Annotated in this window: 21 protein-coding genes and 2 pseudogenes; 7 read left to right on the top strand and 16 right to left on the bottom strand. The window is 70.2% G+C overall.

Annotated features, from left to right (window positions below):
• The 4 genes from GA0070618_RS32940 to GA0070618_RS32930 all read right to left on the bottom strand — a co-directional run bounded on the left by GA0070618_RS32940 (nt 1) and on the right by GA0070618_RS32930 (nt 3,656).
• Nucleotides 1-1,401: a phage portal protein gene (locus GA0070618_RS32940; RefSeq protein WP_088985123.1), complete on the bottom strand. Its 1,401-nt coding sequence runs from the start codon at nt 1,399-1,401 to the stop codon at nt 1-3.
• Between the two features lie 37 nt (nt 1,402-1,438).
• Complete coding sequence (locus GA0070618_RS32935; protein WP_197701704.1) at nt 1,439-2,713, bottom strand: terminase; 1,275 nt, start codon at nt 2,711-2,713, stop codon at nt 1,439-1,441.
• A gap of 155 nt (nt 2,714-2,868) precedes the next feature.
• Nucleotides 2,869-3,210, bottom strand: a complete 342-nt coding sequence (locus GA0070618_RS34430) for a hypothetical protein (RefSeq protein ID WP_197701703.1) — start codon at nt 3,208-3,210, stop codon at nt 2,869-2,871.
• Complete coding sequence (locus GA0070618_RS32930) at nt 3,207-3,656, bottom strand: phage terminase small subunit (protein ID WP_088985122.1); 450 nt, start codon at nt 3,654-3,656, stop codon at nt 3,207-3,209. The genes GA0070618_RS34430 and GA0070618_RS32930 overlap by 4 nt, the downstream gene beginning before the upstream one ends.
• Before the next feature lie 157 nt (nt 3,657-3,813).
• Here GA0070618_RS32930 and GA0070618_RS32925 point away from each other — a divergent pair, with 157 nt between their 5' ends.
• A complete protein-coding gene (locus GA0070618_RS32925; RefSeq protein ID WP_143740501.1) occupies nt 3,814-4,365 on the top strand; it encodes a DUF4352 domain-containing protein in 552 nt (183 codons plus the stop codon).
• 494 nt (nt 4,366-4,859) lie between these two features.
• On the opposite strand, the gene GA0070618_RS35615 is transcribed toward GA0070618_RS32925, so the two are convergent.
• The 9 genes from GA0070618_RS35615 to GA0070618_RS32880 all read right to left on the bottom strand — a co-directional run bounded on the left by GA0070618_RS35615 (nt 4,860) and on the right by GA0070618_RS32880 (nt 9,884).
• Complete coding sequence (locus GA0070618_RS35615; protein WP_088986019.1) at nt 4,860-5,159, bottom strand: HNH endonuclease; 300 nt, start codon at nt 5,157-5,159, stop codon at nt 4,860-4,862.
• Nucleotides 5,160-5,500: 341 nt separating this feature from the next.
• On the bottom strand, nt 5,501-5,776 hold the full coding sequence (locus tag GA0070618_RS32915; RefSeq protein ID WP_088985120.1) for a hypothetical protein: 276 nt from the start codon (nt 5,774-5,776) through the stop codon (nt 5,501-5,503).
• Nucleotides 5,777-5,842: 66 nt separating this feature from the next.
• Nucleotides 5,843-6,268, bottom strand: coding sequence for a hypothetical protein (locus GA0070618_RS32910; RefSeq protein WP_088985119.1), 426 nt, complete (start codon nt 6,266-6,268; stop codon nt 5,843-5,845).
• Nucleotides 6,265-6,789: a hypothetical protein gene (locus GA0070618_RS32905; protein WP_088985118.1), complete on the bottom strand. Its 525-nt coding sequence runs from the start codon at nt 6,787-6,789 to the stop codon at nt 6,265-6,267. Before GA0070618_RS32905 ends, GA0070618_RS32910 begins: the two co-directional genes overlap by 4 nt.
• Entirely contained in the window at nt 6,789-7,106 is a 318-nt protein-coding gene (locus GA0070618_RS32900) for a hypothetical protein (RefSeq protein ID WP_088985117.1), read from the bottom strand. The genes GA0070618_RS32905 and GA0070618_RS32900 overlap by 1 nt, the downstream gene beginning before the upstream one ends.
• Complete coding sequence (locus GA0070618_RS32895; RefSeq protein WP_088985116.1) at nt 7,103-7,951, bottom strand: hypothetical protein; 849 nt, start codon at nt 7,949-7,951, stop codon at nt 7,103-7,105. The genes GA0070618_RS32900 and GA0070618_RS32895 overlap by 4 nt, the downstream gene beginning before the upstream one ends.
• Before the next feature lie 132 nt (nt 7,952-8,083).
• Complete coding sequence (locus tag GA0070618_RS32890; RefSeq protein WP_088985115.1) at nt 8,084-9,325, bottom strand: hypothetical protein; 1,242 nt, start codon at nt 9,323-9,325, stop codon at nt 8,084-8,086.
• 123 nt (nt 9,326-9,448) lie between these two features.
• Nucleotides 9,449-9,706: a flavin reductase gene (locus GA0070618_RS32885; RefSeq protein ID WP_088985114.1), complete on the bottom strand. Its 258-nt coding sequence runs from the start codon at nt 9,704-9,706 to the stop codon at nt 9,449-9,451.
• Nucleotides 9,684-9,884: a hypothetical protein gene (locus GA0070618_RS32880; RefSeq protein ID WP_088985113.1), complete on the bottom strand. Its 201-nt coding sequence runs from the start codon at nt 9,882-9,884 to the stop codon at nt 9,684-9,686. Before GA0070618_RS32880 ends, GA0070618_RS32885 begins: the two co-directional genes overlap by 23 nt.
• Nucleotides 9,885-10,467: 583 nt before the next feature.
• Between GA0070618_RS32880 and GA0070618_RS32875 the strand changes: the two genes are divergently transcribed.
• On the top strand, nt 10,468-11,235 hold the full coding sequence (locus GA0070618_RS32875; protein WP_088985112.1) for a DUF5753 domain-containing protein: 768 nt from the start codon (nt 10,468-10,470) through the stop codon (nt 11,233-11,235).
• On the top strand, nt 11,226-11,414 hold the full coding sequence (locus GA0070618_RS32870; RefSeq protein ID WP_088985111.1) for a DUF397 domain-containing protein: 189 nt from the start codon (nt 11,226-11,228) through the stop codon (nt 11,412-11,414). Before GA0070618_RS32875 ends, GA0070618_RS32870 begins: the two co-directional genes overlap by 10 nt.
• Nucleotides 11,415-12,335: 921 nt before the next feature.
• Here the strand turns inward: GA0070618_RS32870 and GA0070618_RS32860 are convergent.
• Nucleotides 12,336-13,880 (bottom strand): recombinase family protein, encoded by a 1,545-nt coding sequence (locus GA0070618_RS32860; protein WP_088985109.1) that lies wholly within the window; start codon nt 13,878-13,880, stop codon nt 12,336-12,338.
• 81 nt (nt 13,881-13,961) lie between these two features.
• Nucleotides 13,962-14,333: pseudogene (locus GA0070618_RS32855) on the bottom strand (pirin family protein); the annotation flags it as partial.
• A 309-nt stretch (nt 14,334-14,642) separates the two neighbouring features.
• Between GA0070618_RS32855 and GA0070618_RS32850 the strand changes: the two are divergent.
• Nucleotides 14,643-16,154, top strand: a complete 1,512-nt coding sequence (locus GA0070618_RS32850; RefSeq protein ID WP_143740355.1) for an FAD-binding oxidoreductase — start codon at nt 14,643-14,645, stop codon at nt 16,152-16,154.
• A 203-nt stretch (nt 16,155-16,357) separates the two neighbouring features.
• Here GA0070618_RS32850 and GA0070618_RS32845 read toward each other — a convergent pair whose 3' ends face one another.
• On the bottom strand, nt 16,358-17,899 hold the full coding sequence (locus GA0070618_RS32845) for a multicopper oxidase family protein (protein WP_088985107.1): 1,542 nt from the start codon (nt 17,897-17,899) through the stop codon (nt 16,358-16,360).
• Nucleotides 17,900-18,279: 380 nt separating this feature from the next.
• Between GA0070618_RS32845 and GA0070618_RS32840 the strand changes: the two genes are divergently transcribed.
• The 3 genes and pseudogenes from GA0070618_RS32840 (at nt 18,280) to GA0070618_RS32830 (ending at nt 23,294) form a co-directional block, all read left to right on the top strand.
• Nucleotides 18,280-20,463: an MMPL family transporter gene (locus tag GA0070618_RS32840; protein ID WP_172900354.1), complete on the top strand. Its 2,184-nt coding sequence runs from the start codon at nt 18,280-18,282 to the stop codon at nt 20,461-20,463.
• A gap of 239 nt (nt 20,464-20,702) precedes the next feature.
• Nucleotides 20,703-20,996, top strand: a pseudogene (locus GA0070618_RS32835) (transposase); the annotation flags it as partial.
• Between the two features lie 1,350 nt (nt 20,997-22,346).
• Nucleotides 22,347-23,294: an AfsR/SARP family transcriptional regulator gene (locus GA0070618_RS32830; RefSeq protein ID WP_331253120.1), complete on the top strand. Its 948-nt coding sequence runs from the start codon at nt 22,347-22,349 to the stop codon at nt 23,292-23,294.
• Nucleotides 23,295-23,322 lie beyond the last annotated feature (28 nt).

Genomic DNA, 23,322 nt, shown 5'->3' with positions numbered 1-23,322 from the left:
TCACTCCTTCACGGGGGCCTCCTTCGCCGGCTGGTCGGCCGGCTTCGCGGGGGTCGCCGACTGGCGGTCGAAGATGGCGGCGAGCTGCGCCAGGCCGTCGGGGCTCTTCGCCATCTCGCGCCAGCGCTGGACGTCCGTGTCGGTCACGCCCGGGATGCGCTCCCATGCGGCCTCGGCGGGGACGGCCAACATCGTGACCATCTTCCCGAGGGCGTCGACTGCGGCGGCCATGCTGCGGGCCTCGGTGTCGCGCCAGCGGACCTGCGAGGACGTGTCCTTCGCGGCGGCGCTGTCGCCCGCAGCGTGGGCAGCCAGCCGAAGCGTCTGCTCCCAGGACTCCCCGAAGAGCGTTTCGTACTCGCCGATCTTGCGCTGCGTGCTCGCCTCGGCGGCGGCCAGCGCGTCGGCGCTCAGGTTGACCAGGTCGCCGAGGAGGACGTGAGGCGACAACTGCGCGATAGCGGCCAGCGTCCGCACGCCGGACCCGTAGGTTTCCAGGTGCCCACCGACGTCGGTCTGAGCGAAGTCGCCAAACTTCGCGTCCGGCGAGTCCGTGACCCAAAGGCGGTCGACGGCGGCGTGAAACGGCTCGACCGGCTGGCCGTAGAGCGGACTCTCGGGGTCGTCCACAGTGGGGATCGCGAGGCCGGTTGCCCAGCGCTGGCGGAACGACGCGTACTGAAGGGCGATCAGCAGGGCGAAGACGGCCTCGTTGATCCGGTCCTGAAGGACCAGCAACGGGGACACAATGCCTCGGTTGTCGCCGTCCAGGCGGTCCCGGAAGCGCGCCAGCGGCGTCACGCCCAGGCCGTGAGCGTCGACCTGGTAGACCTTCAGGCGCTCGCCCTTCGGCAACGCCAGGTGGTAGACGTGGCGGTCGTCGTACACCTCGTAGAGCTGCGCCCCGTCCGCGCTCTTCCCCTTGACGTACACGGCGAGGGTCGGCCACTCGTCGTCGTCGTCCTCGTACAGCGCCCAGGTCTTCAGCGCCGGTAGGGGGCGGATGCTCGGGGCCTTCGGGCCACCGGGCAGGACGCGGACGTACGCCGCGCCGTATTCCAGCGCGCCCCGATGGGCGATGGTCTGCCGGGCGTCGAGGCGGTTTTCCTGCCAGTAGTCCCAGGGCTTCGCGTTCTCGGTGCTCTTCTTCGCGCGGTAGCCGTCTACGAAGAGACCCTTCACGTAGGTCTCGCTGATCAGCGGGAGCCAGTTAGTGATGGACTTCTTCGCGAGGGAGACATATTCGGCGCGGGCCCCGCGCGGCATGTACGGAAGATCGTGCTCGCCGCGCAGATACCGGGCCACCTTCCCGGGCCCGTCGTGCGGGTTCCCGGTGGCGGCCCGGTGCTCGGCGATCAATTCCTCGGCGAGGCCAACGACCGCGCCGTCAGTGATAGGCACGGACGGGCTCCTAAGAGGGTTTAAACGAGGGGGCGGGTTAGAACCCGTACAGGCGGCCGGTCGGCCGGCGACGCTTCGCGAGCGCGCCTTCCGCGATCACGCGGGACCTGGCCATAACCGCGAGGAGAAGCGCGGCCAGGGCGTCGACCTTCTTCGGGCTCTCGCGCGTTTCCTTGCCGAATCCAATTCCGTACTGATTCGGCCGGCGGCGGGCGTTCAGGACGTGACGCCGAAGTCGGGGCTCGCCATCGTGCGGGACCTCGCCGTCGATGAAGGCCCGGTGAAGGGCTTCCGTCGCGCGGACAGTCTCGGCCTTGTGACCGCGCATGTCCCACGCGACCGTATGGCGGGTGGTTGCCTTCACGAGGAGTCTTTCCCCGTGCAATTCGCGCCAGCGGTCGACGTCGGTTTCCCATTGGGCGACGTCCGAGAAGAAAGCGACCACGTCCAGCGTCGCGAAGGCGTGGTCAACCACACCCCGTACGTCGTCCTGATTGACTTCCCAACCGACGCCGGACGGTCCTTCGGGCTTCTCCCAAAGGCCGAGCAGGAAGGCCGCGCCGTCGCTCATTCTCACGGCGACGAGGGCCGAGCTATCGTCGGTCCGCCCGCCGTCGAAGCCGAGGCAAACCGTGTCGGCCTCGCGCCACTTCCCAGGCTCACTGCGCTTCAGCGGTGCCAGATCGGGGAGGCCATTCTTGCGGCGCTCTTCCGGGCCGTTCGCGTCGTACTCGTGCGGGGCGACCCAGGAATCCGCAGCGGCGACGATTTGGTTCAGGTAGAACCGTCGCGCCTCCTCGGGCGGCGTCGCCGGGTCGTAGACCTCCTCGGCGATGCGTTCGAGGTCGACCCAGAGCGAATCGCCGTAGGCCATCGCGAGGCCGTTCATCAGCTCGTCGCGGTCGGAAAGGTCGATGTGCCCCGGGGCCTCGCGGGAGTCGTACAGGATGCCGGTCGCGCGGGTGCGCTTCTCCTTCATCGCGAGGTACGCGAGGTAAGAGATTTCGGCGACGCTGTCCTGACCTGGCGCGTGCGCGTTTGTGGTCTCGATTGCGCGGGCCATGCCGTCGCGGGACTTCGCGAGGTTGCGCCGGATCACGCGGGCGAGGGCATACCCGCCATTGGATTCCGTCCAATGGTGCGTCTCGTCCATGATCGCGAAGGAGGGCCGAGCGCCTTCCTGCGTCGAGCTGGACGCGGTAACCGGCATGATCTTTCCGCCCGACGGCGTGAAGATCCGTGTCTTACCGATGTCCAGGCCGGCGGCTTCGACCAATGGCGACTGCTCGACCATGGCGCGAATAGCGGCCATGGTGTTTTCCGTCTGCGTCTCGCTGACGCCCGCAATGACGATCCATGGCGCGGGGTGCGGCTTGCCGACGGGCTCAAAGTCTCGGCGGGGGTCCTCGTTCCGGCCCTCGGCGCTCCAATGCGAAAACCTGACCGGGCCGCAAAGCTCAGCCAGCGCTAGAGCGCCGAGGAACGGGCTTTTCCCCAGCCCTTCGCCCTCCTAAGGACGGCGCGGCGGTAGATAAAGCGTCCCCGGTCGTCTACGGCGTAGAACCAAAGGACGAAGTTCAGTTGTTCGCGCGTCAGCCGATAGGGCTCGCCGGCCTCGTCGCCGTCGGGCTGAAGCAACCACGCTTCGACCCAATCGACAACGCCCCATCCGAGGGTCTTAATCGACCCGTCGAGCGGGAATGCCTCGATCGTCGTCAGGGCGTGGGCGGCGACGGCCTTCCGCGCCTCGATCGCGGCGAGGCGGGCCAGCTCGTCCAGCTCGGCGGCGCGGGCGTCCGGGGCCGTCACGCGAGCCGGTCGCGCAGCGACGCGCGACGCTCGGAAAGGGACGTCACCCCGGCGGGAAGGTCGCCCTCGGCGGCCTCGTCGTCGGTCTCGACCCGCATCCGAGCCCTCATCCGGTCGACCACGGTCGCGCCTAGGCGCTCTTCGTTCATCCGGATCTCGGACAGCGCGGCGGCCGAGGGGCGACGCCAGTACGCGTCAACGATGGGCGCGAGGGTCGCCAGGCGAAGCCAGTCGGTCGAGATGAAGACGGCGGCCTGCGGGGATCGTCGCCAGGTGTCGAACCATGCGACCGTCTCGGGGCGGAACTCGCGGCCTGCGGTCAGCCCGGCCAGCTCGGGCCCCCGGACCACGTCGTCGTCGGGAAGGACGGTCTCGCCGTGCGTCGGGGCGTTGCGGCGGCGGCGCTGGCCGTCCGGCTTCGGCGCGTGCATGGTGCCACGGGCCACGGCGGGACCTCCTCTCATGTGTTTAAACGGGGGTACTTCCGGACGTTCGGACTCCTCGATCGGTGTCAGCAACCCGACCCGAAGGCCCATCGCTAAACGCTGCGCGCACGTGCCACGATGGCCGGCGGCGTTCGTCCACTTAAGGGAGTCCTAAGGAATGCGTAACAAGCGGTGGTCAGTGGTGGCCGTGGTCCTCGGCGGCGTCGTAGCGCTGGGATGCGGCGGCGGGGGTGGTGACACGGGCAAGGTGACCGACGTTTCGCAGCCGAAGGCCGCTGCGTCGAGTGCGGCCCCGGAGAAGAAGACGGTCGCCGCGATGGGGGCGGAAGCCGTGACCCTTGACGGCGGCGTTGTCGTGACCGTCGGCAAGCCGACGAAGTTCACGCCGTCGGGAACGTCCGCCGGTCACCAGCGCGGCAACTCGGCGGCGGTCTTCTCGATCACGATCGAGAACAAGGGGACCGAGCCCCTAGACCTCACCCTCGCCAACGTAACGGCCTCGTTCGGAGCCGAGGGGACCCAGGCCGAGCCGGTCTTCGACAGCGAGAAGGGCATCACGGGGGGCTTCACGTCGACTATCGCGACGGGCCAGAAGCGCACCGCGAAGTACGCCTTCAGCGCGCCGACGAAGGACACGAGCGTGATCGCGGTGACCGTCGAGCCGAATGCGCTCGGGGACTCGGTCGCTCTGTTCGAGGGCAAGCTCTAACGAACGCCCAGGGGCCCGCCGTTCGGCTACGTGCCAGCGGCGGGCCGACGTTCGGGTACAGTTGGGTTGCCCGGGGCAGTAGCACCGGGAAGCGGACCCGGTAGTCCTCCGGACGGTGGGCGGGCCGGGTTTCGCGCTTTGATGGCTGACCCGTCCGGATAGCCAGGTAAGCCCCCGGGGGACGACGCTGGGCTAATGGGCGTTCTTTAGTTGCAGGTCCCCCGGGTCACGGGTCAGCCTCACAACCCCGCAACCACAGGTGCCCGAACGCGAAGAGCGGCTCGAAGTGCCGGGTCGCGGGGTGGCGGCCGGCGCTAATCTCCAGCATCGGCCCTCCTCGGGCGGTAACAGAGCGTGTAAACGATCGGCGTTAGTGACCCTCCGTTGCGACCTCTATGCCCGTACAGAGCCCGAGGCGCTATGCCGCTTCGGTGGGGGGAGCGAGCGGGAGGGGGCCACCCCCCACCCCTCACGCTGCGTGACAACACACAGAGTCACAGCTCGCCAGGATGACGCTCGGGCTCGCGCGCTCGCTTCGGCCTCGGTCGCCGAGCAGCGGCGGCCTCGGCTGCGGTCTTCACACCGTGGCAGTACGAGCAGAGCGTCTGAAGATTGGATAGGTCGTGGTTGTCACCACGCACCACATGGTCTACCTCGGACCCCGGGGCACCGCACCGCTCACCAGTGCTGAACACCTGGCGGCATCGGTACCCGTCCCGGCGTAGGGCCCGCAGTCTGCGCAGGGCCCAATCATGCGGCAGGCGGGCCCTTCGGTCTGACCCCTCCCAGGTCATCAGACCCTCCCAGGTAGAAGACGAACGCCCCCGGGGCACTCGACACCCGCATCCCGCGCCGTGGCGTCGGGTCGTTGATCGGTAGCGGGTGGAGCGCACGCCGGGGGCGTGGGTATGGCGCTCGGGCGGGTGCTCTCACGGCCAGGTCCGAAAGGAGAGCGCCCGCCCGAGGCGAGCGGAACCCCGGCGGCGTGCCCGAGGGCAGAGGCGGACCGGGGCGTTCACGACGCATACGCGCCCCGCTCCCGAGCCTGTCCCTAGGGGCACACAGGTCGTCGGCAGAGCGGGGCCGTAGCGGCTAGGGGCGGGTCCGTTTACACGGCTCCCTGCCTCTACTACTCCTATGCGCCAGGGCTGGGAGACGCTGATCTTCGTTCGGCCTGCCGGGCGGCGTCGCACTCGCGACACACGACCTTTAGCCCGTCGCCCTTGCTGATGTCCTCGGCGAAGGACAGCGCGGGAAGCGCCTCGCCGCAGGCAGGGCACACCTTGAACGGGATGCGCCCCCGGGCCATCCTGCGGGCGAGCTGGCGGCGGACGCGGGCCGCGAAGTCCGCCGGGTCGAGGGCGTGGCGCTCGGCGACCACGGCGGCCAGCTCGGCGAGCGGGTCGGTCATCCTTCCTCCTTCGGATACGGGAAGGGCCCGCCCAGCACGAAGCCAGGCGGGCCCTTTGGGGTGCGGTCAGGACTGCGGGGAACCGATGCCGAAGAGCAGCCGCGACGTACCGTCGGCCTCGTCGGCGGCGTTCAGGATGCCGGCGGCGTACCGGCGGGCATCCGACGGCGTCACGACGATGTTCGGCCGCGTCGACCCGTCCACCAGGCCGAGCCGGACCCGCTTGCCCCGGACGGTCTGGTAAGCGTCGACCCAAGCGGAGTCGGACGGGACCACAGTGCACGGGACCGACGACAACGCGCCCAGCGGGCCGGGCTCGGCGTCGGTGTCGATCTCGTCGTCCGGGGCCGGGCGCTCGGCGTACTCCAGCAGCAGCGTTGCGATGCCGTTGATCTGTTGAGCGAGCGCGGCGGCGTCCAGCTCGCCGGCACCGGGCAGGGACAGTACGAACTCGCGCGCCTCGGCGAGCGCGCTGGTAGGGGTGAGGGTCACGGGGCCTTCCCTTCGAGAGCGTCGGCGAAGCGGCCGAATAGGCTAGAGACGTTGCGCATACCGAGCCGGCCCGCCTCGGCGGCGGTCTCCCGGGCCGCCCTCACCACGTCGGCCGCAGCCGGCGCGGGGGAGGGGTCGAGCGGGGCGAGGTATTGCGGCAGCACGTACACGCTCCGCGCGCCGTCGCACGTCTCCACGAACACGTCGCCGTCGGCGTCCGGAAGCCGGATCACCCGCACCCGAGCGGGGCCGAAGTAGTCCGTCAGCGCCGCGTACCCGCCCGAACGGCAGGCCCCCGGCAGCAGCCGGTACTCCCGCCCCACCTCGACCGCGCCCGCGTCGCCCGCGACCGGCTTCGGCCCGTCGCCCAGGACGGCCGTCAGGTGGTCGCGCAGCCGGGCGACCTCGGCGCGCTTGACGTAGGTCCCGACGCCGCCAGAACCGACACCCTCGAATCGCATTTCGCCGTCGCCGTCGAAGATGTCCGACACGCGCAGCCGGCCGAAGTAAGCCTCACTCATCAGAAAAGCCCTCCCGTCAGAAAGTGCACTGCCAACCACGTCACGAACGCGAGCAACACGAACCGCCGGAACCGAACCCACCCGGTCACCTCGCGTGGGGGCTCGCCGGCCTTCCGGCGCTGCGTGCCGAACCACAACCACACGTGCTCGCTCAGGGTGTCGCCGGTGCGGGAGTTGAACAGCGCCGCACCTTCGACGGCCGCGAAGTAGACGAACCACGCGACCCACGTCAGCCACCACGCGTCGAGCGCGAGGGCAACGCCCCCGACGGTGCCGAGCAAGGCACCGCCGAGGGTGTAGGGGAGAGTGCGCCTCATGCCGCGTCCCCGATCAGGAACTCAGCGAGGCGCAACACGTCGTCCACGTGGGCCGCGCGACCGTCCAGCATGGTCGACGCCTTCTCCCACGCCGCGACCCGCGCCGGGTCGAGCGAGTCGGCCGGGTCGGGGAGCACCCACAGTGCCTCGGCGGCGTCGCCGGGGAGCGGGGCGAGGAATTCGGGTGCCACACTCCAATTCGGCGTTCCCGCGTTGACGCCGTCCACGGCGGTTACGGTGGCGTTCCCCCGGCGCGTCTTCGGGTTGGTCACGACGACCCGCGTGGTGCCCGAGGTCGCGAGACCCGTACTCACGTCGCCGAAATCGGTGTGGAGCTTCGCACCCGGCAGCAACCGGTACTCGCGGCCGACCTCGATCGCGGCGACCGGGGCCGTCGGACGGGTCACGCGCTCGGCCAGCTCGTGAAGCGCCGTCCCGGTCGTCGGCACCTCGGCCGGGTCGTGCGAGGCCAGGGCCGCCCGCAGCTCGGTCACGCGCGCCGGGGTCAGCCAGACGGTCTGCTCGTCGTCCGTCTCGGCGTTGATCGTGAGCGCGATCGGGTTCTCACGGCTCGACCGCGTGTAAACGGTCAGCGTGTCGCCCTCGACGTCCGTCAGGTCGAGGATCGGGCCGGGACCGGCGTCGGTCGCGGGCTCCGGGGTGCCGTGTGGGGCGAGCGCGGCGCGAAGCCGGTCGACGTCGGCCCCCGGCTTCAGCTCGACGGGAACGATCGTCCCCGCGCGCGACTTCGCCAGAAGAACCAAGTTGCCGGGTGCCGACGGGTAGTGGTCGATGTGGAAGCCGTCGCCGTCGCCGTCGGTGTGCTCGAAAATCTTCCGTGCCATGCGGCCCTCCGCTGTCGTGTCTCGTTCGGACACACGCCCTATGCGCCAGGGCCGCCCGGGGTGTTCACGCGACTTTCGGGAGAAACAGAAGAAGCCCGCCCCCGAGCAGGGGACGGGCTTCTTCAGGGGGTGTTACGGGCGGCGCAGGGCGGAAGCGGGGATGAACCATCCGCCGCCCCCGTGCGCGCCACCCCGGCCCGAGACGAACTCGGCGCGGTAGCGGTCGTCACGCACGCTCGGCAGGTCCGTGATGCGGACGCGGTCACCCGCGCGGACGCTCGCGTGGGTCGGGTAGTCCTCCGTCACGATCGCCTCGTCACCGACAGCCCACGGCCGGTCGGCGGCGGGACGCTTCAGCCGACGCGGGTAGCAGTCGCCCGACACGCCCTTCCGGTTGTGCGTCACCTCGATGAACTCCTCGCCGAAGCTCATGAAGCGCCGCACCACGGTCACGCGGTCGCCGACCCGGAAGTCCACGCCCCACGACTCGACCACCTCGGCCTCCTCGCCGGCCTCCAACGGGCCGGTCTTCGGGGCGGCCGGGGCCTCGGCCAGCGGGGCGAGGCCCGACGGGAGGACGTACGCGCCGGTCCGCGTCCCGTCGCCGTCGAGCGCCCGGATGACCAGGTCGCCGTCGTCGTCCGGACCGGACGTGACCTCGACCCGGGTCACACCGCGCCCGTTCAGGGTGCACGTCCCGAACGACGTGAGCGCGCCCGGCTTCAGCGCGTACACCCCGCCGACCTCCGGCGCGAAGGGCTCGGCCGCGATCGGGTCGCCCAGGTAGGCGCGGCCGACGTTCTGCGTGGTGACGCCCCCCGAGCCGTTCACGCGGTGGACCAGGCAGTTGCCACGCTCGTTCATGGCGCGCTCGACCCGGACCCGGGTCACGTCCGCCGCGAAGTAGACACCGCCCCCGTTGGTCGTCTTCGCGTTCGGCTTCAGCTCGACCACGTCGCCGACCTTCAGGGCGACCGGCTCGGCCGGCTTCTCGTCCTCGGGCAGGATCGCGGCGGCGTGGCGGACGAAGACGGCCGATACGTAGCTGCCGTCCTCCATCAGGTACTCGCCGTCGAAGTCGATCGCATCGGCGACCTTCTCGGTCCGCTTCAGCGAGCCGTCCCGGTTCAGGACCTTCACGGTCTCGCCGGCCTTCGCGCCGAGGTAGCCACCGACGCCGTAGCGGGTCGCGAACCACTCGCCCATCCGCCGGGCGGCGTCCGGGTTCAGCCACACGGACTCGATCTTGCCCGGCAGGGTCAGACCCAGGTACGCACCCTGCGAGTCGGGCCGGCGACCGTCGGCGTCCACGTACACCTGCGCGTCCTCGGTCAGCTTGTCACCGTTCGCACGCGCGGGGAAGTTCTGCATCATTGCTCGGGCCTCCTGGGCTCGTGTCTCTTGCGGACACGGCCCCTATGCGCCAGGGGACCCCAAGGTGTTCAAAGAAAGTTTGAGCCCGCCCCGGGCGACACCGGGACGGGCAGTTTCAGCAGGTCAGTACCTCGGCCGGCGCGGCGGACGCGCCCACGACACGAAGCGTTCGAGCAGGTTCTCTCCACTGTCGGCGGGCACCTCGGACACCGCGACGTCGAGCAGCGTCCCGAGGTACATCGACAGGGCGAGCCGGTCTTTCTTGTACTCGCCGAGGAGACGCAGCTTCGCCGGCTGACACGGCCACGGGGCCCCACACGTCCGGCAACGCCACGCCGGGCGACTGTAGACGTGCGTGCTACCGGGGTGGGGCCGAGGCATTCGGCCACACCTCCCATGCCAGCATTTGGGCGTCGTTGCGGCCCAGCTTCAGCCACCACAGAAACCGGCTGATGAGGGCCGGCGCGGGAATGTCGATTCCTTCCCTCTTCACCCGCCGCGCCTCCTCCACCATTTGGAGCACGGCGGCGGCGCGCTGCGCCGGGGTCGTCAGGAACATAGCCGTTTTGAAGGCGTCGCACGGCCAGTGCCGACCACACTCCACACACCGCACCGTCGCCCAGCGGCGGCGGTGAACGAGGGCCGGGTCCGTCGTCGCCGAGGAAGCCACGCTTACCACCAGCGGCCCCCGTTCCCGCGCTCGCGCTGGGCGCGCGTGACCAGTCCCGACGCGTTCGGCCAGATGACCTGAGTCGCGTCGTCCTGGGCGACCGGACGAGAAGGAAGGCTGAAGGGCCCGATCGGGTTCAGCGGCGGCCAGGGGATCGAAGGCGGCTCGGACTTCGGCTTCGGGTCGGGCTTCGGCGGTGGCTTCGGCTTGTCCTCCGCAGCGTGGCGCGGGGCGGCGAGCGGGCCCGGTCGCAGCGGGTGCCGGCGGTCCGGGCAGCGTCGCCAGGACGCGAGACCACACGAGCACCGCAGCCGGAACCCGCGCAGGACCGGACGGTGCCGGGGGGCGAACGGGACAGACGATGTCGGGCGTGATCGTGGCATGAAGACCAGCCTGCCGACGGTTGCCTGACAATCACACAGCGTTGTCTAATGTCCTTAGGACAGATCGTTTGTTCCGGGAAGGGACAGGCATGAATCACGCGTTTGTCGCGGCGCTCGCCGAGGCAGGGCACACAGCGGAAAGCCTCGCAGGTCAGATAGGGGTACACCCGAAGACCGCGCAACGCTGGGCAAACCCTGGGCACATTCCACAGAGTCGCCACCGCGTCGCCGTCGCAAAACTGCTCGGGCGAGATGTCGACACACTATGGCCGGACGTCGGGCTACGCCGCGAGCCCGTCTGGTTCCGCCCGTGGGTCGACATCGAACGCGAGGCCGCCACGCTGCGCGCGTATCAGCTCGCGTGGGTGCCCGGCTTGCTTCAGACCGAGGCGTACGCGCGGGCGACCCTCGCGGGCGGGGTGCTGTGCACCGACGCGGTAGACGAGCTGGTCGCCGCGAGGCTCGGCCGGCAGTCCATCCTCACGCGGGAGCGCGGGCCCCTGCTCGTCGCCGTACTGGACGAAGGCGTACTGCGGCGGCGCGTCGGCGGCGACCGGGCACTCATGGCCGCGCAGCTCGCCCACCTCGTACAGTGCGCCGACCTGCCCAGCGTGCAACTTCACGTCGTGCCGGCGGACGCGCCCAGCTACCCGGGCCTTGACGGGCCCTTCACGATCGCCGACATGCCCGAAGGCGCACGGGTCGCACACGTCGACAGCCCCGCGCGGGCGGCGATACTCGACCAGCCCTCCGACCTTGTTACCCTTGAGCGGCGGTGGGAGCGCATTCGAGGTGAGGCGCTTCCGCGAGGAAGATCCCTAGACCTCATCATGGAAGCGGCGAAGACATGGACCTGACCGGGGCGCAGTGGCGCAAAAGCACTCGCAGTGGCGGTAACGGCGGCGACTGTGTAGAGGTCGCCGACAACCTTCCCGGGGTCGTCGGTGTCCGGGACTCGAAGGACCCGGCAGGGCCGGCGCTGACCTTCCCGCCCGCAGCCTGGCGGGCGTTCGTGGGCAGCGTGGCGCAGCGCTGACCCGACCAGCACGACGGGCCCTCGGCTACCTAGCCGGGGGCCTTTTGCTGTCCCGGCGCGTGAACGGGATCACGCGGGCCGAGGGGCGGTCGGCTGCGGCCCGCTCGTCGGCGCGGCCCAGCTCGTAAGCCTCCTCGTACGTCGCGGCGGTGACCGCAGGACGCGGCCGGCGACGGCGGGCGAGCACCCACGCGGCCGGCAGGGCAAGGGCGACCAGGCCGAAGACGTAGACCGTCCGCCCCGGGGCGGGGTCGCTGTCCTCGGGTGCGGGCTCACCCCACGGCCCGACAAGGCCCGGAATCGCCTCGGGCGTTGCCGCCCCCGGTGTGGCGGGGCCCGGCTCGGTCGGGCCTTGCAACGTGCCCTTCGGACGGGAAGACGACGCGGGCCCCACCTCTGTTACGTGGGCGGGTGTCGTCCGGGCCGGTGCGGGGGCCTTGGTCGGGGCGGGGCTCGGGGACCCGGCCGGAGTCACCAACGGGGCCGGCGGGACGGTCACGGGGACCGTGGTCGGCGACGGGGGCACGTCGGGCGGGCGGCCGGGAATCAGGCGGTCGACCACGCCCCCGACGGCGTCACGCAGGGGGCCCGGCGGGGCGGCAGGGGCAGGGGCGAGGGCGAGCGTCAGTGCCAGGGCGGCGGTACGCATCGGCGGGTACCTCCTACGGTGAGCGTTAAGCGTAAGGAGACCCCTACCCGCCCAGGCCGGCGGCCATGCGTGACGCAGTGACGCACGTTTCGTCACTCCCGTATCTATGTCTAAGACTCCTCCTCCTCCTCTAGAAGAAGTAATAGGGGAGTGACGAAACGTCGGTCACTTCGTCACCCGGCGGTCTCGCCCGGCGCTCCCTCGGCGCGGCGTGTAAACACGCGAACGCCCCCGGCGGGAGGGCCGAGGGCGTCCGGTCGGGGTTGGTCCGTTTACACGAATTCGGGGTCCGGGTCGTGGGCACCCTCGAACGGGATTGCTTCGAGGCGGGCCGGGTCGAAGTAGCCCTTCCCACCACGCTTCCCGGGGTGGAGGCGTAGCAGCTCGTAGGCGTCGGACAGCAACTCACGCCGACCTTCGGTGTCGCGGGCCTCCCACTCTTCCGCCATCGTAAGGCCGGTCGGAACGCGGGTCACGATCGGTTCGCGGGGTGCGGCGATCAGCTCGTCCCGCTGAGCCTGTAGCGCCTGAAGCTGAGCGAAGGTCTCGGCGGTGGCGGCGGTGGCGAGGCGGGCGAGCAGGCCGGCGAGAGCTTCCTCTACCGCAGCAAGTGCGCCCCCGTCGGCCACGATCACGCGCTCCTCGAACATCGGCGCGTGGCCGAAGTCTTCCAGGAAGCGACGCTCTAGGTACTGCTCAAACGGCAGGGCCGAGACCAGGACGGGGCGCTCGCAGCGCCGACCCTCGGACTTCTCCTGACAGCGGTACGTGATCAGCTCGTACCGGCGCACCTCGCCGGGTCGGGAGCGCGGCCGGTAGGCGGTCTTCGTCCTCGTCACCGTGAGGAACTTCCCGCAGCCGGAACACTCGATCAGCCGGGACCCGAGGCGGGCGGGCTTACGGGGACCCCGGGGGCTCTTCGTGGGGTCGGCGTTCCGTGCAAGCGCCTGACGCAGCGCGGTCACGGTCGGGAGATCGAGCACTTCGGGGAACGGCGCGAACGGAAAGCCCTTCGCGTCCCGCTGAAGGACGTTCCCGATCGTCACCCTGCCGAGAATGTGGTCCCCGGTGAGCGCCTGGGCGAGGGTCGTCCGCGACCACTGCTCGGCGCGGCGCGGGCTTGGCCCGTGGTAGTTCATCCATCGGACGGCGCGGCCGAGGGTCTGTCCGCGAAGGATCAGCGAGGCGCAGTCCTTCAGCGCGGCGGCCTCTTCGTCGTGCTGGGCGAGGGTCTTCCCCTTCCCGTCCCGGGCCGGCACGATCCGGTACCCGAAGGGCACCTCCCCGCCCGGCCAGCGTCCGGCCAGCCGTAGCCGGGTGGCGCGACCGGCGACACGGCGGCGGGCGTTCTCGCGCTCATCGCGGGCGGTCTCGGCCTTGATCAGGAACATGATGCGGAACGCGGTTCCGTTGTCGGAGTCGAGTCCCGTCGTGTCCATGAGCCGGACCGGCGGGCGGACGATCTTGCCCGTGACCGGATCTTTCCCCTCCTGTACGTCGAGGATCATTGCGGCCACGTTCAGGCCCTCGCGGGTCATCCGGTCGACGTGGTGGGCGACCAGGACTTCGCACCGGCCGTGACGGGCGTCGTCAAGCCAGGCGATGAACTCGGGGCGGTCGCGGACACCGCCCGAGATCCCGTCGTCAATATGAAGGGCGATCTCCTCGAAATCCTCGGCGGCGAGAAGGGCTCGGCACTTGTTGATCATGTCGTCTAGGGACGTGTTCGACGCGTCGGCCGCGTGGGACAAGCGAATGTAGATGCTCGCGCGAAGGCGACGCCTGCCCAGGGCGGGCCCGGTGATCGGGAGGGACATGCCGACAGCGTATCGCGCCAAACGTTTAGCGCGAACCCCGGGAAGCGCTTTGCGCAGGATTTCTCTATGTGCCTTGGGTTACATGGCCGTGCCGGCGGTCATCCACTGGGTGTCGCCGTTGGTGATGGTGCCCCCGCCGCCGTGGGAGTCCTGGTGGTCGAAGACACCGTCGATGATGTAGGTGACCGTCTCGAAGCCGCGGTGGGGATGCCAGGCCGTGCCCTTCGGCTCGCCGGGCGCGTACTCCACCTCGCCCATCTGGTCCAGGTGGAGGAAGGGGTCGAGTTCCGACACGGGAACCCCGGCGAAGGCCCGGCGGACCGGGAAACCCTCGCCCTCGAAGCCACTGGGAGCGGTGATCATGCGACGGACCGGTCGGAACGCGGTCGTCGACTCGTCCAACCGGGGAAGTCGGGGCAGGACGAGCACGTCGTCGACGGAGAGGGCGGGCATGGCACCAAATGTAGCCACCGCCGGTGCGGGTTGCCCCTTTCACCGATGTGAGGTGCAGATCATCCGGTCGGCGGAGGCGCGGGATGGCGGAGGCAGCGGGGTCGCGGCACCTCCTTGTGGCGGTTGTCCACACATCCTCCAGTGACTCGCGATTCCGATCTCTTTCACCTTCTGTCATGATCTGGTGACGCAAGGTGCGGTACACGACGAGGGGTGCGTTCCATGAAGCGACGCAGGACCGGCCGAGTGGGGACGGAACTCGCGTTTCCCTGCGCCCGCGCCATGCGCTCCGGAGCCGGGCGACGTCCGATGCTCCCGGAGGACGCCGTGCTGTTCGACGGCTACCTTCCCGTCCCGACCGTCCCCTGGGGCGAACTCCCCCACCCGCCGGCCGGGACCGACCGATTGCTCGACGGCCCGCTGGACGACTGTCCCGGGCCGCGCAGCGCGGAGGCCGTGGCCCGCCGGCTGCGGCAGCACTTCGACGGCCGCCTCCACCTGCCCGGCGCGATCGGCTACGACGTCGGCCGGTCGGCCTGGCGGCGTGACCTCGACCAGCAGCCTCTCCTGGTCGCCGAGGTGGCCGACGCGGCCGACGTGGCGCGGGCCGTCATCACCGCGCGCGAGTTCGACGTACCGGTCGGGGTGCAGGCGACCGGACACGGCACCATCCGCCCCACCGACGACGGGGTGCTGCTCAACCTCTCCCGGTTGGCCTACGTCGACGTCGACCCGGTCCGGGCGACCGCGCGGGTCGGCGGCGGCGCCCGCTGGGGCGACGTGGTCGCCGCGGCGGCCCGGTTCGGGCTGGCGCCCATCTCCGGCACCTCGTCCGCCCTGGGGGTCGCCGGCTACACCCTGGGCGGCGGGGTGGGCTGGCTGTCCCGCCGGCACGGCTTCGCCGCCGACAGCCTGCTCCGCGCCGAGGTGGTGACCGCCGCCGGCAACCGCCTGGTGGCTGGCCCCGACGACGACGCCGACCTGTGGTGGGCGCTGCGCGGCGGTGGCGGGAACTTCGGCGTCGTCACCGAACTCCTGCTCCGCCTCTACCCGGTCCGGGAGGTCTACGGCGGGGTGGCGTACTTCCCGGGCGAACGGGCCGGCGAGATCCTTGCCTGCCACCGCGACCACGCCGCCGGCCTGCCCGACGAGCTGACCACCGCGCTGACGCTGCTGCGGCTGCCGGATGCGCCGGGCGTCCCGGAACCGCTGCGGGACCGGACGGTGGTGGCGGTGCGCGTCTGCCACACCGGCCCGGCGGCACACGGCCGGCGGGCGTTGGCCCCCCTGCTGGCCGTCGCCGGACCACCCCTGTTCGGCGGGTACGCGCCGATGACCTGGCCGGAGACCGCCGGCCTGGAGGACCCGCAGCCCGGCCCGCAGCTCGTCCGGGAACACACCGACCTGTTCCGGGGGTTGAGCGACGAGTTGATCGAGGTGCTGCTCGCCGAGATCGGGGGTTCCGGGACGACCCGTTCGCCGATCTCGGTCGTCGAGCTGCGGCACGTGGGCGGAGCGCTGGGCCGGCCGCTGGCCGACGGCGGACCGTCCGGCCACCGGGACGCGACGTACGCGCTGATCGCGGTCGCCCCGCACCTGCGCGCTGCCGAACTCGCCGTCGCGCGGGGGCACATGGCGGCCTTCGCCCGGCGGCTGCGTCCGTACGCGACCGGTGGGGTGCTGCTCAACTTCCTCAGCGACCCGAGCCGGACCATGGCCGCCTACCGCCCGGCGGACCTGGGTCGGCTGGCCGCCCTCAAGCGGATCTACGACCCGGAGAACATCTTCCACCGCAACCACAACATCCCACCGGGGCCCTGAGTCCGGCGGCGGCCGACCCGCGCGGGGGTGGACCGGCCGACGCGTGGGCCGTGACACCTCCGGCGGACCGTCCGCGCGACGACCGGCGCCCCGGCGGACCCTCCGCGTGACGCCCGACGTCCGGCGACCGTCCGTACGACGGCCGACGCCGACCCTCCGGCAGGGGAGGGTCGGCGTCCGGTTCACGCGCCGGCGGCGGGCGGTCAGCCGTGTCCCTGGTGGCCGCCACCGTGCCCGCCGTCGTCGTGGCCGCCGCTCGGCGGCGTGCCGGCCTTCTGCCCCGGCTCGACCACCACGAACTGGCCCATCATCCCCTCGTCCTCGTGGAACAGGATGTGGCAGTGGTACATGTACGGCATGTCCGGATCGGCGTGGTCGGCGAACCGAGCGATGATCCGGTACGTGGTGTTCGGATGCAGGAAGATCGTGTCCTTCCAGCCGCTGAGGTGCGGCGGTGGCGCGGCCCCGCCCACGTCGATCACCTGGAACTGAACGTCGTGGATGTGGAAGTTGTGCTGGAGGGCCTCCCGGCTCGTCACCTCCCACACCTCCGTGGTGCCCTTGGTGACCGTGAGGTCGATCCGGTCCATGTCCATGGCGTCGCCGTTGATCCGGGTGCCGCTCAGCGTGAACTCCCGGGTCCGGGCGGCCTCCCCGGGGTCGAGCCGGGGCGTCTCGACCAGCCGGGACGGCAGCTCGGGGCTGTCGTCGAGCCGTTCGGCGGCGCGTAGCTGGAGGACGTCGAAGGTGTCCTCGCCGCCGTTGAACCGCTCGCTCCAGGCGTCCGCCCCGAGGTCCGGTGGAAAACTGCGCAGGACCGGCCGATCGCCCGGGCGGACCTCGACCACGATCTCCGCGCGCTCGCCCGGCGAGAGCATGATCCGCTTCATCCGGTACGGCTGGTCGAGCAGGCCGCCGTCCGTGCCGACCAGGGCGAACTCGCGGTCGTCGGCGAAGCCGAAGTCGAAGACCCGCGCGTTGGAGGCGTTGAGCACCCGCAGGCGGACCCGTTCGGTGGTGACGTCCAGGTACGGCGCGGTCGCGCCGTTGACCACGATCGTGTCGCCGATCAGGCCGACGCTGCTGAACATCGGCGCGCTCTCGTTCAGGTTCCCGTTCCGGGAGAACCGCTTGTCCTGCACGATGACCGGCACGTCGTCCACGCCGTACCGGTCGGGCAGTCCGCCGACCGAACTCGTCGGGTCGTCCAGGATGAACATCCCGGCGAGTCCCCGGTAGACGTGTCGGGCGGTCTCCCCGTGCGGGTGCGGGTGGTACCAGAGCGTGGCGGCCGGCTGGTCCACCGTCCAGGTGGGATGCCAACTCGTGCCGGCCGGCACCATCTGGTGCGGCCCACCGTCCATCCGGGCCGGCAGGTGCATGCCGTGCCAGTGCACGGTCGTCTCCTCGTCCAGCCCGTTGTGCACGTTTACCAGCACCTGCTCGCCACGGGCGGCCCGCAGGGTCGGGCCCAGGTACGCCCCGTTGAAGCCCCAGGTGTCGGCGGTGCGGTCGCCGAAGTCGTGCCGTCCGGTCTGTGCCCGCAGCTCGAAGACCCGCCGGCCCTGGCCGTCCACGGTGGAGGGCGCCAGCGGCGGCACCGGCAGCGCGTGGACGAACTCGATCGTGCCAGCAGTGGAGATGGTCCTGGAGTTGAACGTCCAGACCACTCCCGCCATACCGGCCGCGCAGAGGAGCACGACGGCGAGTGTGGCGGCGATCAGCACTCGCCGGAGCGGGCGCATGGGCAATCACCTCTGGGTTTCAAGGGGTCGGTACACCCGTAGCCTGGCTGCGTATCCGCGACAGCGTCCACCTGTCGTCGAGAACTCCAGGGGAAACGCAGGGTTCACCCTGAGTCGGGGCGGGGAGCGCCGGGCCCGTCAGGTCGGGGCCGGGTACCGGAACGGTTGATTCGGCCCAGGTCAGCGGCGTGCGGCGGCGACCCTGAGGGCGGTCCCGATCCGGTGTCCGGTGACCCCGGGTTCCTGCGTCTGCGACGGCCGGAAGGCGGCCCGAGCGCGACCGGAGCTGTAGTCCGGCTACGGATCTCCCTGTTAAGGTGGCGTAGCTACAAGTAGACAAGCTATCTATCTGAGCGTGCGTCTCAGGAGGTCGAGCACTGATGACCAGAACAACCGCCGCAGCCTCGCCGACGCGGCGCCCGAGTGTCTTCGAACGGCTGGGCGGCTGGGCGTACCGGCGCCGCTGGATCGCCGTCGTGCTCTGGGTTCTCGTGCTGGCCGGCGTCACCGTCGCGGCCCAGGCCGTGGGCAGTGACTACCGCAACGACTTCTCGCTGCCGGGCACGGAATCGCAGAAGTCCCTGGACCTGCTCGAGGAGCGGGCGCCGGTGCAGTCCGGCGAGTCGATCCAGGTCGTCTTCGAGCGCGAGGCCGGTCTGCGTGACCCCGGCACCCAGGTCCGGATCGAGTCGATGCTCGCGAAGGTCAAGGAGCTGCCCCACGTCGCCGGCGTGCAGAGCCCGTACGAGGGCTTCGGCATCTCGGAGCAGGGCACCATCGGGTACGCCACCGTCGCGCTCGACGGCCAGTCCGCCGACGTGCCGGCCGACGACGTCCGCAAGATCATTGACACCGCCGACGCCGCCGAGGGCGAGGGGCTCCGGGTCGAGCTCGGCGGCGCGCCGATCCGTGCGGCGCAGGAGGGCGGTGGCGGCGGCGCCGAGTTCGCCGGCATGCTCGCCGCGCTCGTCATCATGGTGATCCTGTTCGGCTCGATCGTGGCGGCCAGCCTGCCGCTGGTGATCGCCATCTTCGCCGTGGGCTCGGCGATCGGCCTGATCGGGCTGGCGTCGCACGTGGCGACCATCGCCGACTTCACCGCGCCGCTGATGATGCTCGTCGGTCTCGGCGTCGGCATCGACTACGCCCTGCTGATCTTCTCCCGGTACCGCTCCGAGCTGCTCAAGGGCGTCGAGCGGCGGCAGGCCGCGATCAATGCGCAGGACACCGCCGGCCGAACCGTCTTCTTCGCCGGCTGCACCGTCATCCTGGCCCTGATCGGCCTGGTCGTGCTGGGTCTCGGCTCCCTCCAGGGGGTCGCGGTGGCCGTCGCGATGACCGTCCTGGTCACCATGCTCTCCTCGCTCACCCTGCTCCCCGCGCTGCTGTCCCTCGTTGGCGGCCGGATCGAGAAGGGCGTGCAGAAGCGGCTCGCCAAGGGCAAGGCCGCCGAGGGGACGCAGTGGCGGCGCTGGGTGACCTGGGTGCAGAAGTACCGCTGGGTGAACGCGCTGGTGCCGCTGGCGGTCCTGGTGGCGCTCGCGGTTCCGGTGATCAACATGAACCTGGGCTTCGCCGACGCCGGCAACGACCCGGAGTCCACCCACAGCCGCCAGGCGTACGACCTGCTGGCCGAGGGCTTCGGACCGGGCTTCAACGGGCCGCTGATCGTGCTCGCCGACGGAAGCCCGGAGGACGCGGCCCGCGCCCAGAGCGCCATCGCCGCGACCGAGGGCGTGGCCACCGCCGTACCGCCGAACACGATCGGTGAGAACCTCTCCCTGATCATCGTGCTGCCCGAGTCGAAGCCGCAGGACCAGGAGACCATGGACCTGGTCGACCGACTCCGGGAGAACGTGCTGCCGCCGGTGGCGGAGGAGACCGGCGCGCGGTATCTGATCGGTGGCAGCACGGCCGCCACGGTCGACTTCTCCGAGGCGGTGGCCGCGAAGATGCCGATCTTCGTGCTCGTCGTGGTCGGTCTCTCCACGCTCCTGCTCATCCTGGTCTTCCGGTCGCTGCTGATCCCGCTCTTCGCCGCGGTGCTCAACGTGCTCAGCGTGGGCGTGGCGCTGGGCATCATGACGCTGGTCTTCCAGGACGGGCGCCTCGGCGTCGAGCCGGGACCGATCGAGGCGTACGTACCGGTCATGATCTTCGCGGTGGCCTTCGGTCTCTCCATGGACTACCAGGTCTTCCTCCTCTCCCGGATGCACGAGGAGTGGGAGCGCAGCAAGGATCCGACGGAGGCGGTCCGCGAGGGGATCGCGACGACCGGGAAGGTGGTCACCGCGGCCGGTGCCATCATGGTGGTGGTCTTCGCCGCCTTCATGCTCAGCCCCACCCGCATGCTCCAGCAGTTCGGGCTCGGGCTCGCGGTCGCGATCCTCGCCGACGCCCTGCTCATCGGCTGCCTGATCCTGCCCGCCGTGATGCAGATCTTCGGCAAGAAGGCCTGGTGGCTGCCCCGTTTCCTGCAGCGGGCGTTGCCCAGGGTCGCCCTCGAGCACAGCGGTGCCGCCGAGGAGGCCCGTGAGGAGGAGCGGGAGCCCGTCGGGGTCTGACGACGACGGCCGCCGTGGGCCCGGCCGGGCCCACGGCGGAGCCGGCGGCGGTCGTCGCCGGACCGGTCGCGCCTCCGGGGCACGGCCGGAGTGCTCGTACACAGCACATGGTCAGTCAGTGGCACGCGGCTCACCCCGATGATCCGCGTCGCCGGCGGTCCAACCGATGACGGTTGGACCGCTCACGGGGATCTGCAGGCGGGCGCGGTGCGGAGCCGCGGGAAGCACGAGAGGGAGGGATGCTCATGGCGCCGCCCAAGAAGTATCCGGACGAGCTGCGGATCCGCGCGGTGGAGCAGTGGCGGGGATCCGATCCACGGCCCCCGATCGTGCAGCTCGCCCGGGACCTCGACGTTCACCCGGAGGCGCTGCGGACCTGGATCCGGCAGGACGAGATCGAGCGTGGCGAGCGACCCGATCCCCGCGCCGAGCGTCTGTCGGAGACCGAGGCGGAGGAGTTGCACCGGCTCCGGGCCGAGAACGCCGAACTCCGCCGGGTGAACGAGATACTGACGGCGGCCAGTGCCTTCTTCGCCTCACAACTGGACCAGCAGCGCCGACTCCTGTGACCAACGCGTTGTCGATCCGCGCCACGACCATCCCCTTAGTACCATCCATTTTGGACTATGGTCCGCTCTGGTGGTTCGGATGGTCGTGGCGTCCTGCGCTGTTCGGGGTGTCCGTCAGTTCTATGGTGAACGGTCGGTGTGGAGCCGGCCGTTCTGCTTTTCCCGCCGTCCGCGCGGATCCGTGTTCGACTGCTGACGTTCCGCTCACCGTTGCGCGTCCAGAAAATGTCCAGGGGTTTTCCAGGAATGCCCATTCATGGGTTGGGTGCCTGGCCATGCCTGTGCCTGGTGCCGTGCGGCAGCGGGTGCCCCGGTCGGGTGAGTCGGGCCGGTGCCGACGGCGTGTCACTTCGAGCCGGTGGGTCTCCGGTGTCACCCGTCCGGCGGGGTGACTCCGCGGGCGGGAGCGAGGAGGCTGAGGCGGCGGTCCGGGTCGGCCCCACCTCCTCTGCCTTGTATGTAGTTCGATGTACTTTTTGGACGCCCAGATCCTGCTATCACCAGGTGCTCCCCGGTTTTCGGCATGCGGCAGCCGGGGCTGCCGGGCGGTATGCCGCGCCGGGTGGGCAGTGTTCCGATGGGTGGCGACCGCTCCAGTGTCAGCCAGCTGACAGCTTTATCTTTCCGATACATGACCTAAGGGCTCTGACCGTCAGGATCGAACACTACCGATCGTATACGCCCAGGATCGGAACGGTTGCGCGTCGTCGGTGGAGCCGACGGCCCGCCCGGGGGTGTCGGGCGCCTCCGGTGCAACTCCCGGCGTGCCCTCATGATCAGCGCAAACGTTCCCTCGGTGACTGATTTCTGATGGCGGCGCCGCCCCGCCGACAGGTGTAATTGAGGTTGCTTCGGCCCGGAGTCGCCGCGCACAATTTCACTACATCCTGTGAAGCCTGCTCCAACAATGCATGGGTGCCTCGAAGCCCGCTCGAAAGCTTCTTGGTTTCTGTGCATGCTTGTGCGGCAACCTGCAATGGGGCATAGTGATGAACAGAGGCATGCATCGATTAGTTGATCAGGATGGCCGGTGTTGCCGCACCGGGAAATATTTGATTCGACAATCGATGATTCAGTCAATGGTTGACCGTCGGAGCTGGGGGGCTGCTAGTGTCACCTTGAGTTACCTCCATGTCTCACTGAGTAACGATGGCAAGACGCGGCAGCTGGGGGGCGCCCCGTCGCTGCGAATTCCACTGTGCGTATCGGTGCCCAGCGTTACGTGTGGTAACGCACGGCTCACGTATTGTTGCGCCCACAAGCCGTCAGGTGTGTTTGGGTAATGGGGATTGCCTGACGATGATGTGGTCCTGAATGCGTTCAGGAATTGCGCTGACACTATTCGGGCCGGGGCCCAAGGGCGTAGAGAAGGATGTGACAGCATTGCAGATCAACGTGCTCGGTCCCTTGTCGGTTCATGTCGGCCAAATGGATATGACGCCAACGGCGCCAAAACCGCGTCGGGTGCTCGCGCTTCTCGCAATTTGTGCCAATCGCGTCGTCCGTAACGAACAGATCATCGAAGAACTGTGGGAGAACAGTCCGCCCACCAGTGTCACCACCACCCTGCAGACCTACGTGTACCAACTCCGTAAACACCTGCAACGGGCACTCGCCCCGCAGCCGGTCGCCACCGGGGGTTCCGTGTCCGGGTCGGATCTGCGGACGTTCGCAGGCGGGTACATGCTCTCGCTCGCCCCCGAGGCGCTCGACTCGCTGCGCTTCGAGCAACTCGTCGCCCAGGGCCGCGCCGCGCTCGAGTCCGGCCGTACGGAGACTGCGGCCCGGATCCTCCGGGAGGCATTGGCGCTCTGGCGGGGGCCGGCGCTGGTGGACGTCACGCCGGGGCCGATCCTCCAGGTGGAGGTGCTGCGGCTGGAGGAGATGAGCAAGAGCGCCCTGGAACTGCGTATCGAGGCGGACCTGCTGCTGGGACGGCACCACGAACTCCTCAGCGAGCTGGTCGGGCTCTCCGCCCGGCAGCCCACCCACGAAGGGTTCCAGGCCAAGCTGATGCTCGCGCTCTACCGGGCGGGGCGCCGCTCCGAGGCGCTCGGCGTCTACCAGGGGGCACGCAAGGCCCTGGTGGCCGAGCTGGGGGTGGACCCCTCGGGCGACCTGCAACGGTTGCACCGGGCCATCCTCGAGGGCGACCCGAGTCTCAGCGAGGCCGGTCCGCCGCCCCTCGGCCTGGAGTCCCTGGCCATGTCCATCCCCCGGCAGCGGCGTCTGGAGCACCGGCAGGTCGGGGCGGTGCAGTAGTGCGGTAGTGCAGGAGGACGCGTCGGCA

This window comes from Micromonospora echinospora (assembly GCF_900091495.1).
GTDB classification, from domain to species: Bacteria; Actinomycetota; Actinomycetes; order Mycobacteriales; family Micromonosporaceae; genus Micromonospora; species Micromonospora echinospora.
Note: the sequence above shows the minus strand (reverse complement) of the source record. Positions and strands in the feature narration are given on the sequence as shown.

Coding starts and splice junctions, on each gene's coding strand:
- GA0070618_RS32935 (WP_197701704.1), bottom strand. CDS start 2,713: ATGGCCGCTATTCGCGCCATGGTCGAGCAGTCGCCATTGGTCGAAGCC.
- GA0070618_RS32925 (WP_143740501.1), top strand. CDS start 3,814: ATGCGTAACAAGCGGTGGTCAGTGGTGGCCGTGGTCCTCGGCGGCGTC.
- GA0070618_RS35615 (WP_088986019.1), bottom strand. CDS start 5,159: ATGACCTGGGAGGGGTCAGACCGAAGGGCCCGCCTGCCGCATGATTGG.
- GA0070618_RS32915 (WP_088985120.1), bottom strand. CDS start 5,776: ATGACCGACCCGCTCGCCGAGCTGGCCGCCGTGGTCGCCGAGCGCCAC.
- GA0070618_RS32905 (WP_088985118.1), bottom strand. CDS start 6,789: ATGAGTGAGGCTTACTTCGGCCGGCTGCGCGTGTCGGACATCTTCGAC.
- GA0070618_RS32900 (WP_088985117.1), bottom strand. CDS start 7,106: ATGAGGCGCACTCTCCCCTACACCCTCGGCGGTGCCTTGCTCGGCACC.
- GA0070618_RS32895 (WP_088985116.1), bottom strand. CDS start 7,951: ATGGCACGGAAGATTTTCGAGCACACCGACGGCGACGGCGACGGCTTC.
- GA0070618_RS32890 (WP_088985115.1), bottom strand. CDS start 9,325: ATGATGCAGAACTTCCCCGCGCGTGCGAACGGTGACAAGCTGACCGAG.
- GA0070618_RS32885 (WP_088985114.1), bottom strand. CDS start 9,706: ATGCCTCGGCCCCACCCCGGTAGCACGCACGTCTACAGTCGCCCGGCG.
- GA0070618_RS32880 (WP_088985113.1), bottom strand. CDS start 9,884: ATGTTCCTGACGACCCCGGCGCAGCGCGCCGCCGCCGTGCTCCAAATG.
- GA0070618_RS32875 (WP_088985112.1), top strand. CDS start 10,468: ATGAATCACGCGTTTGTCGCGGCGCTCGCCGAGGCAGGGCACACAGCG.
- GA0070618_RS32870 (WP_088985111.1), top strand. CDS start 11,226: ATGGACCTGACCGGGGCGCAGTGGCGCAAAAGCACTCGCAGTGGCGGT.
- GA0070618_RS32860 (WP_088985109.1), bottom strand. CDS start 13,880: ATGTCCCTCCCGATCACCGGGCCCGCCCTGGGCAGGCGTCGCCTTCGC.
- GA0070618_RS32850 (WP_143740355.1), top strand. CDS start 14,643: ATGCTCCCGGAGGACGCCGTGCTGTTCGACGGCTACCTTCCCGTCCCG.
- GA0070618_RS32845 (WP_088985107.1), bottom strand. CDS start 17,899: ATGCGCCCGCTCCGGCGAGTGCTGATCGCCGCCACACTCGCCGTCGTG.
- GA0070618_RS32840 (WP_172900354.1), top strand. CDS start 18,280: ATGACCAGAACAACCGCCGCAGCCTCGCCGACGCGGCGCCCGAGTGTC.
- GA0070618_RS32830 (WP_331253120.1), top strand. CDS start 22,347: ATGCGTTCAGGAATTGCGCTGACACTATTCGGGCCGGGGCCCAAGGGC.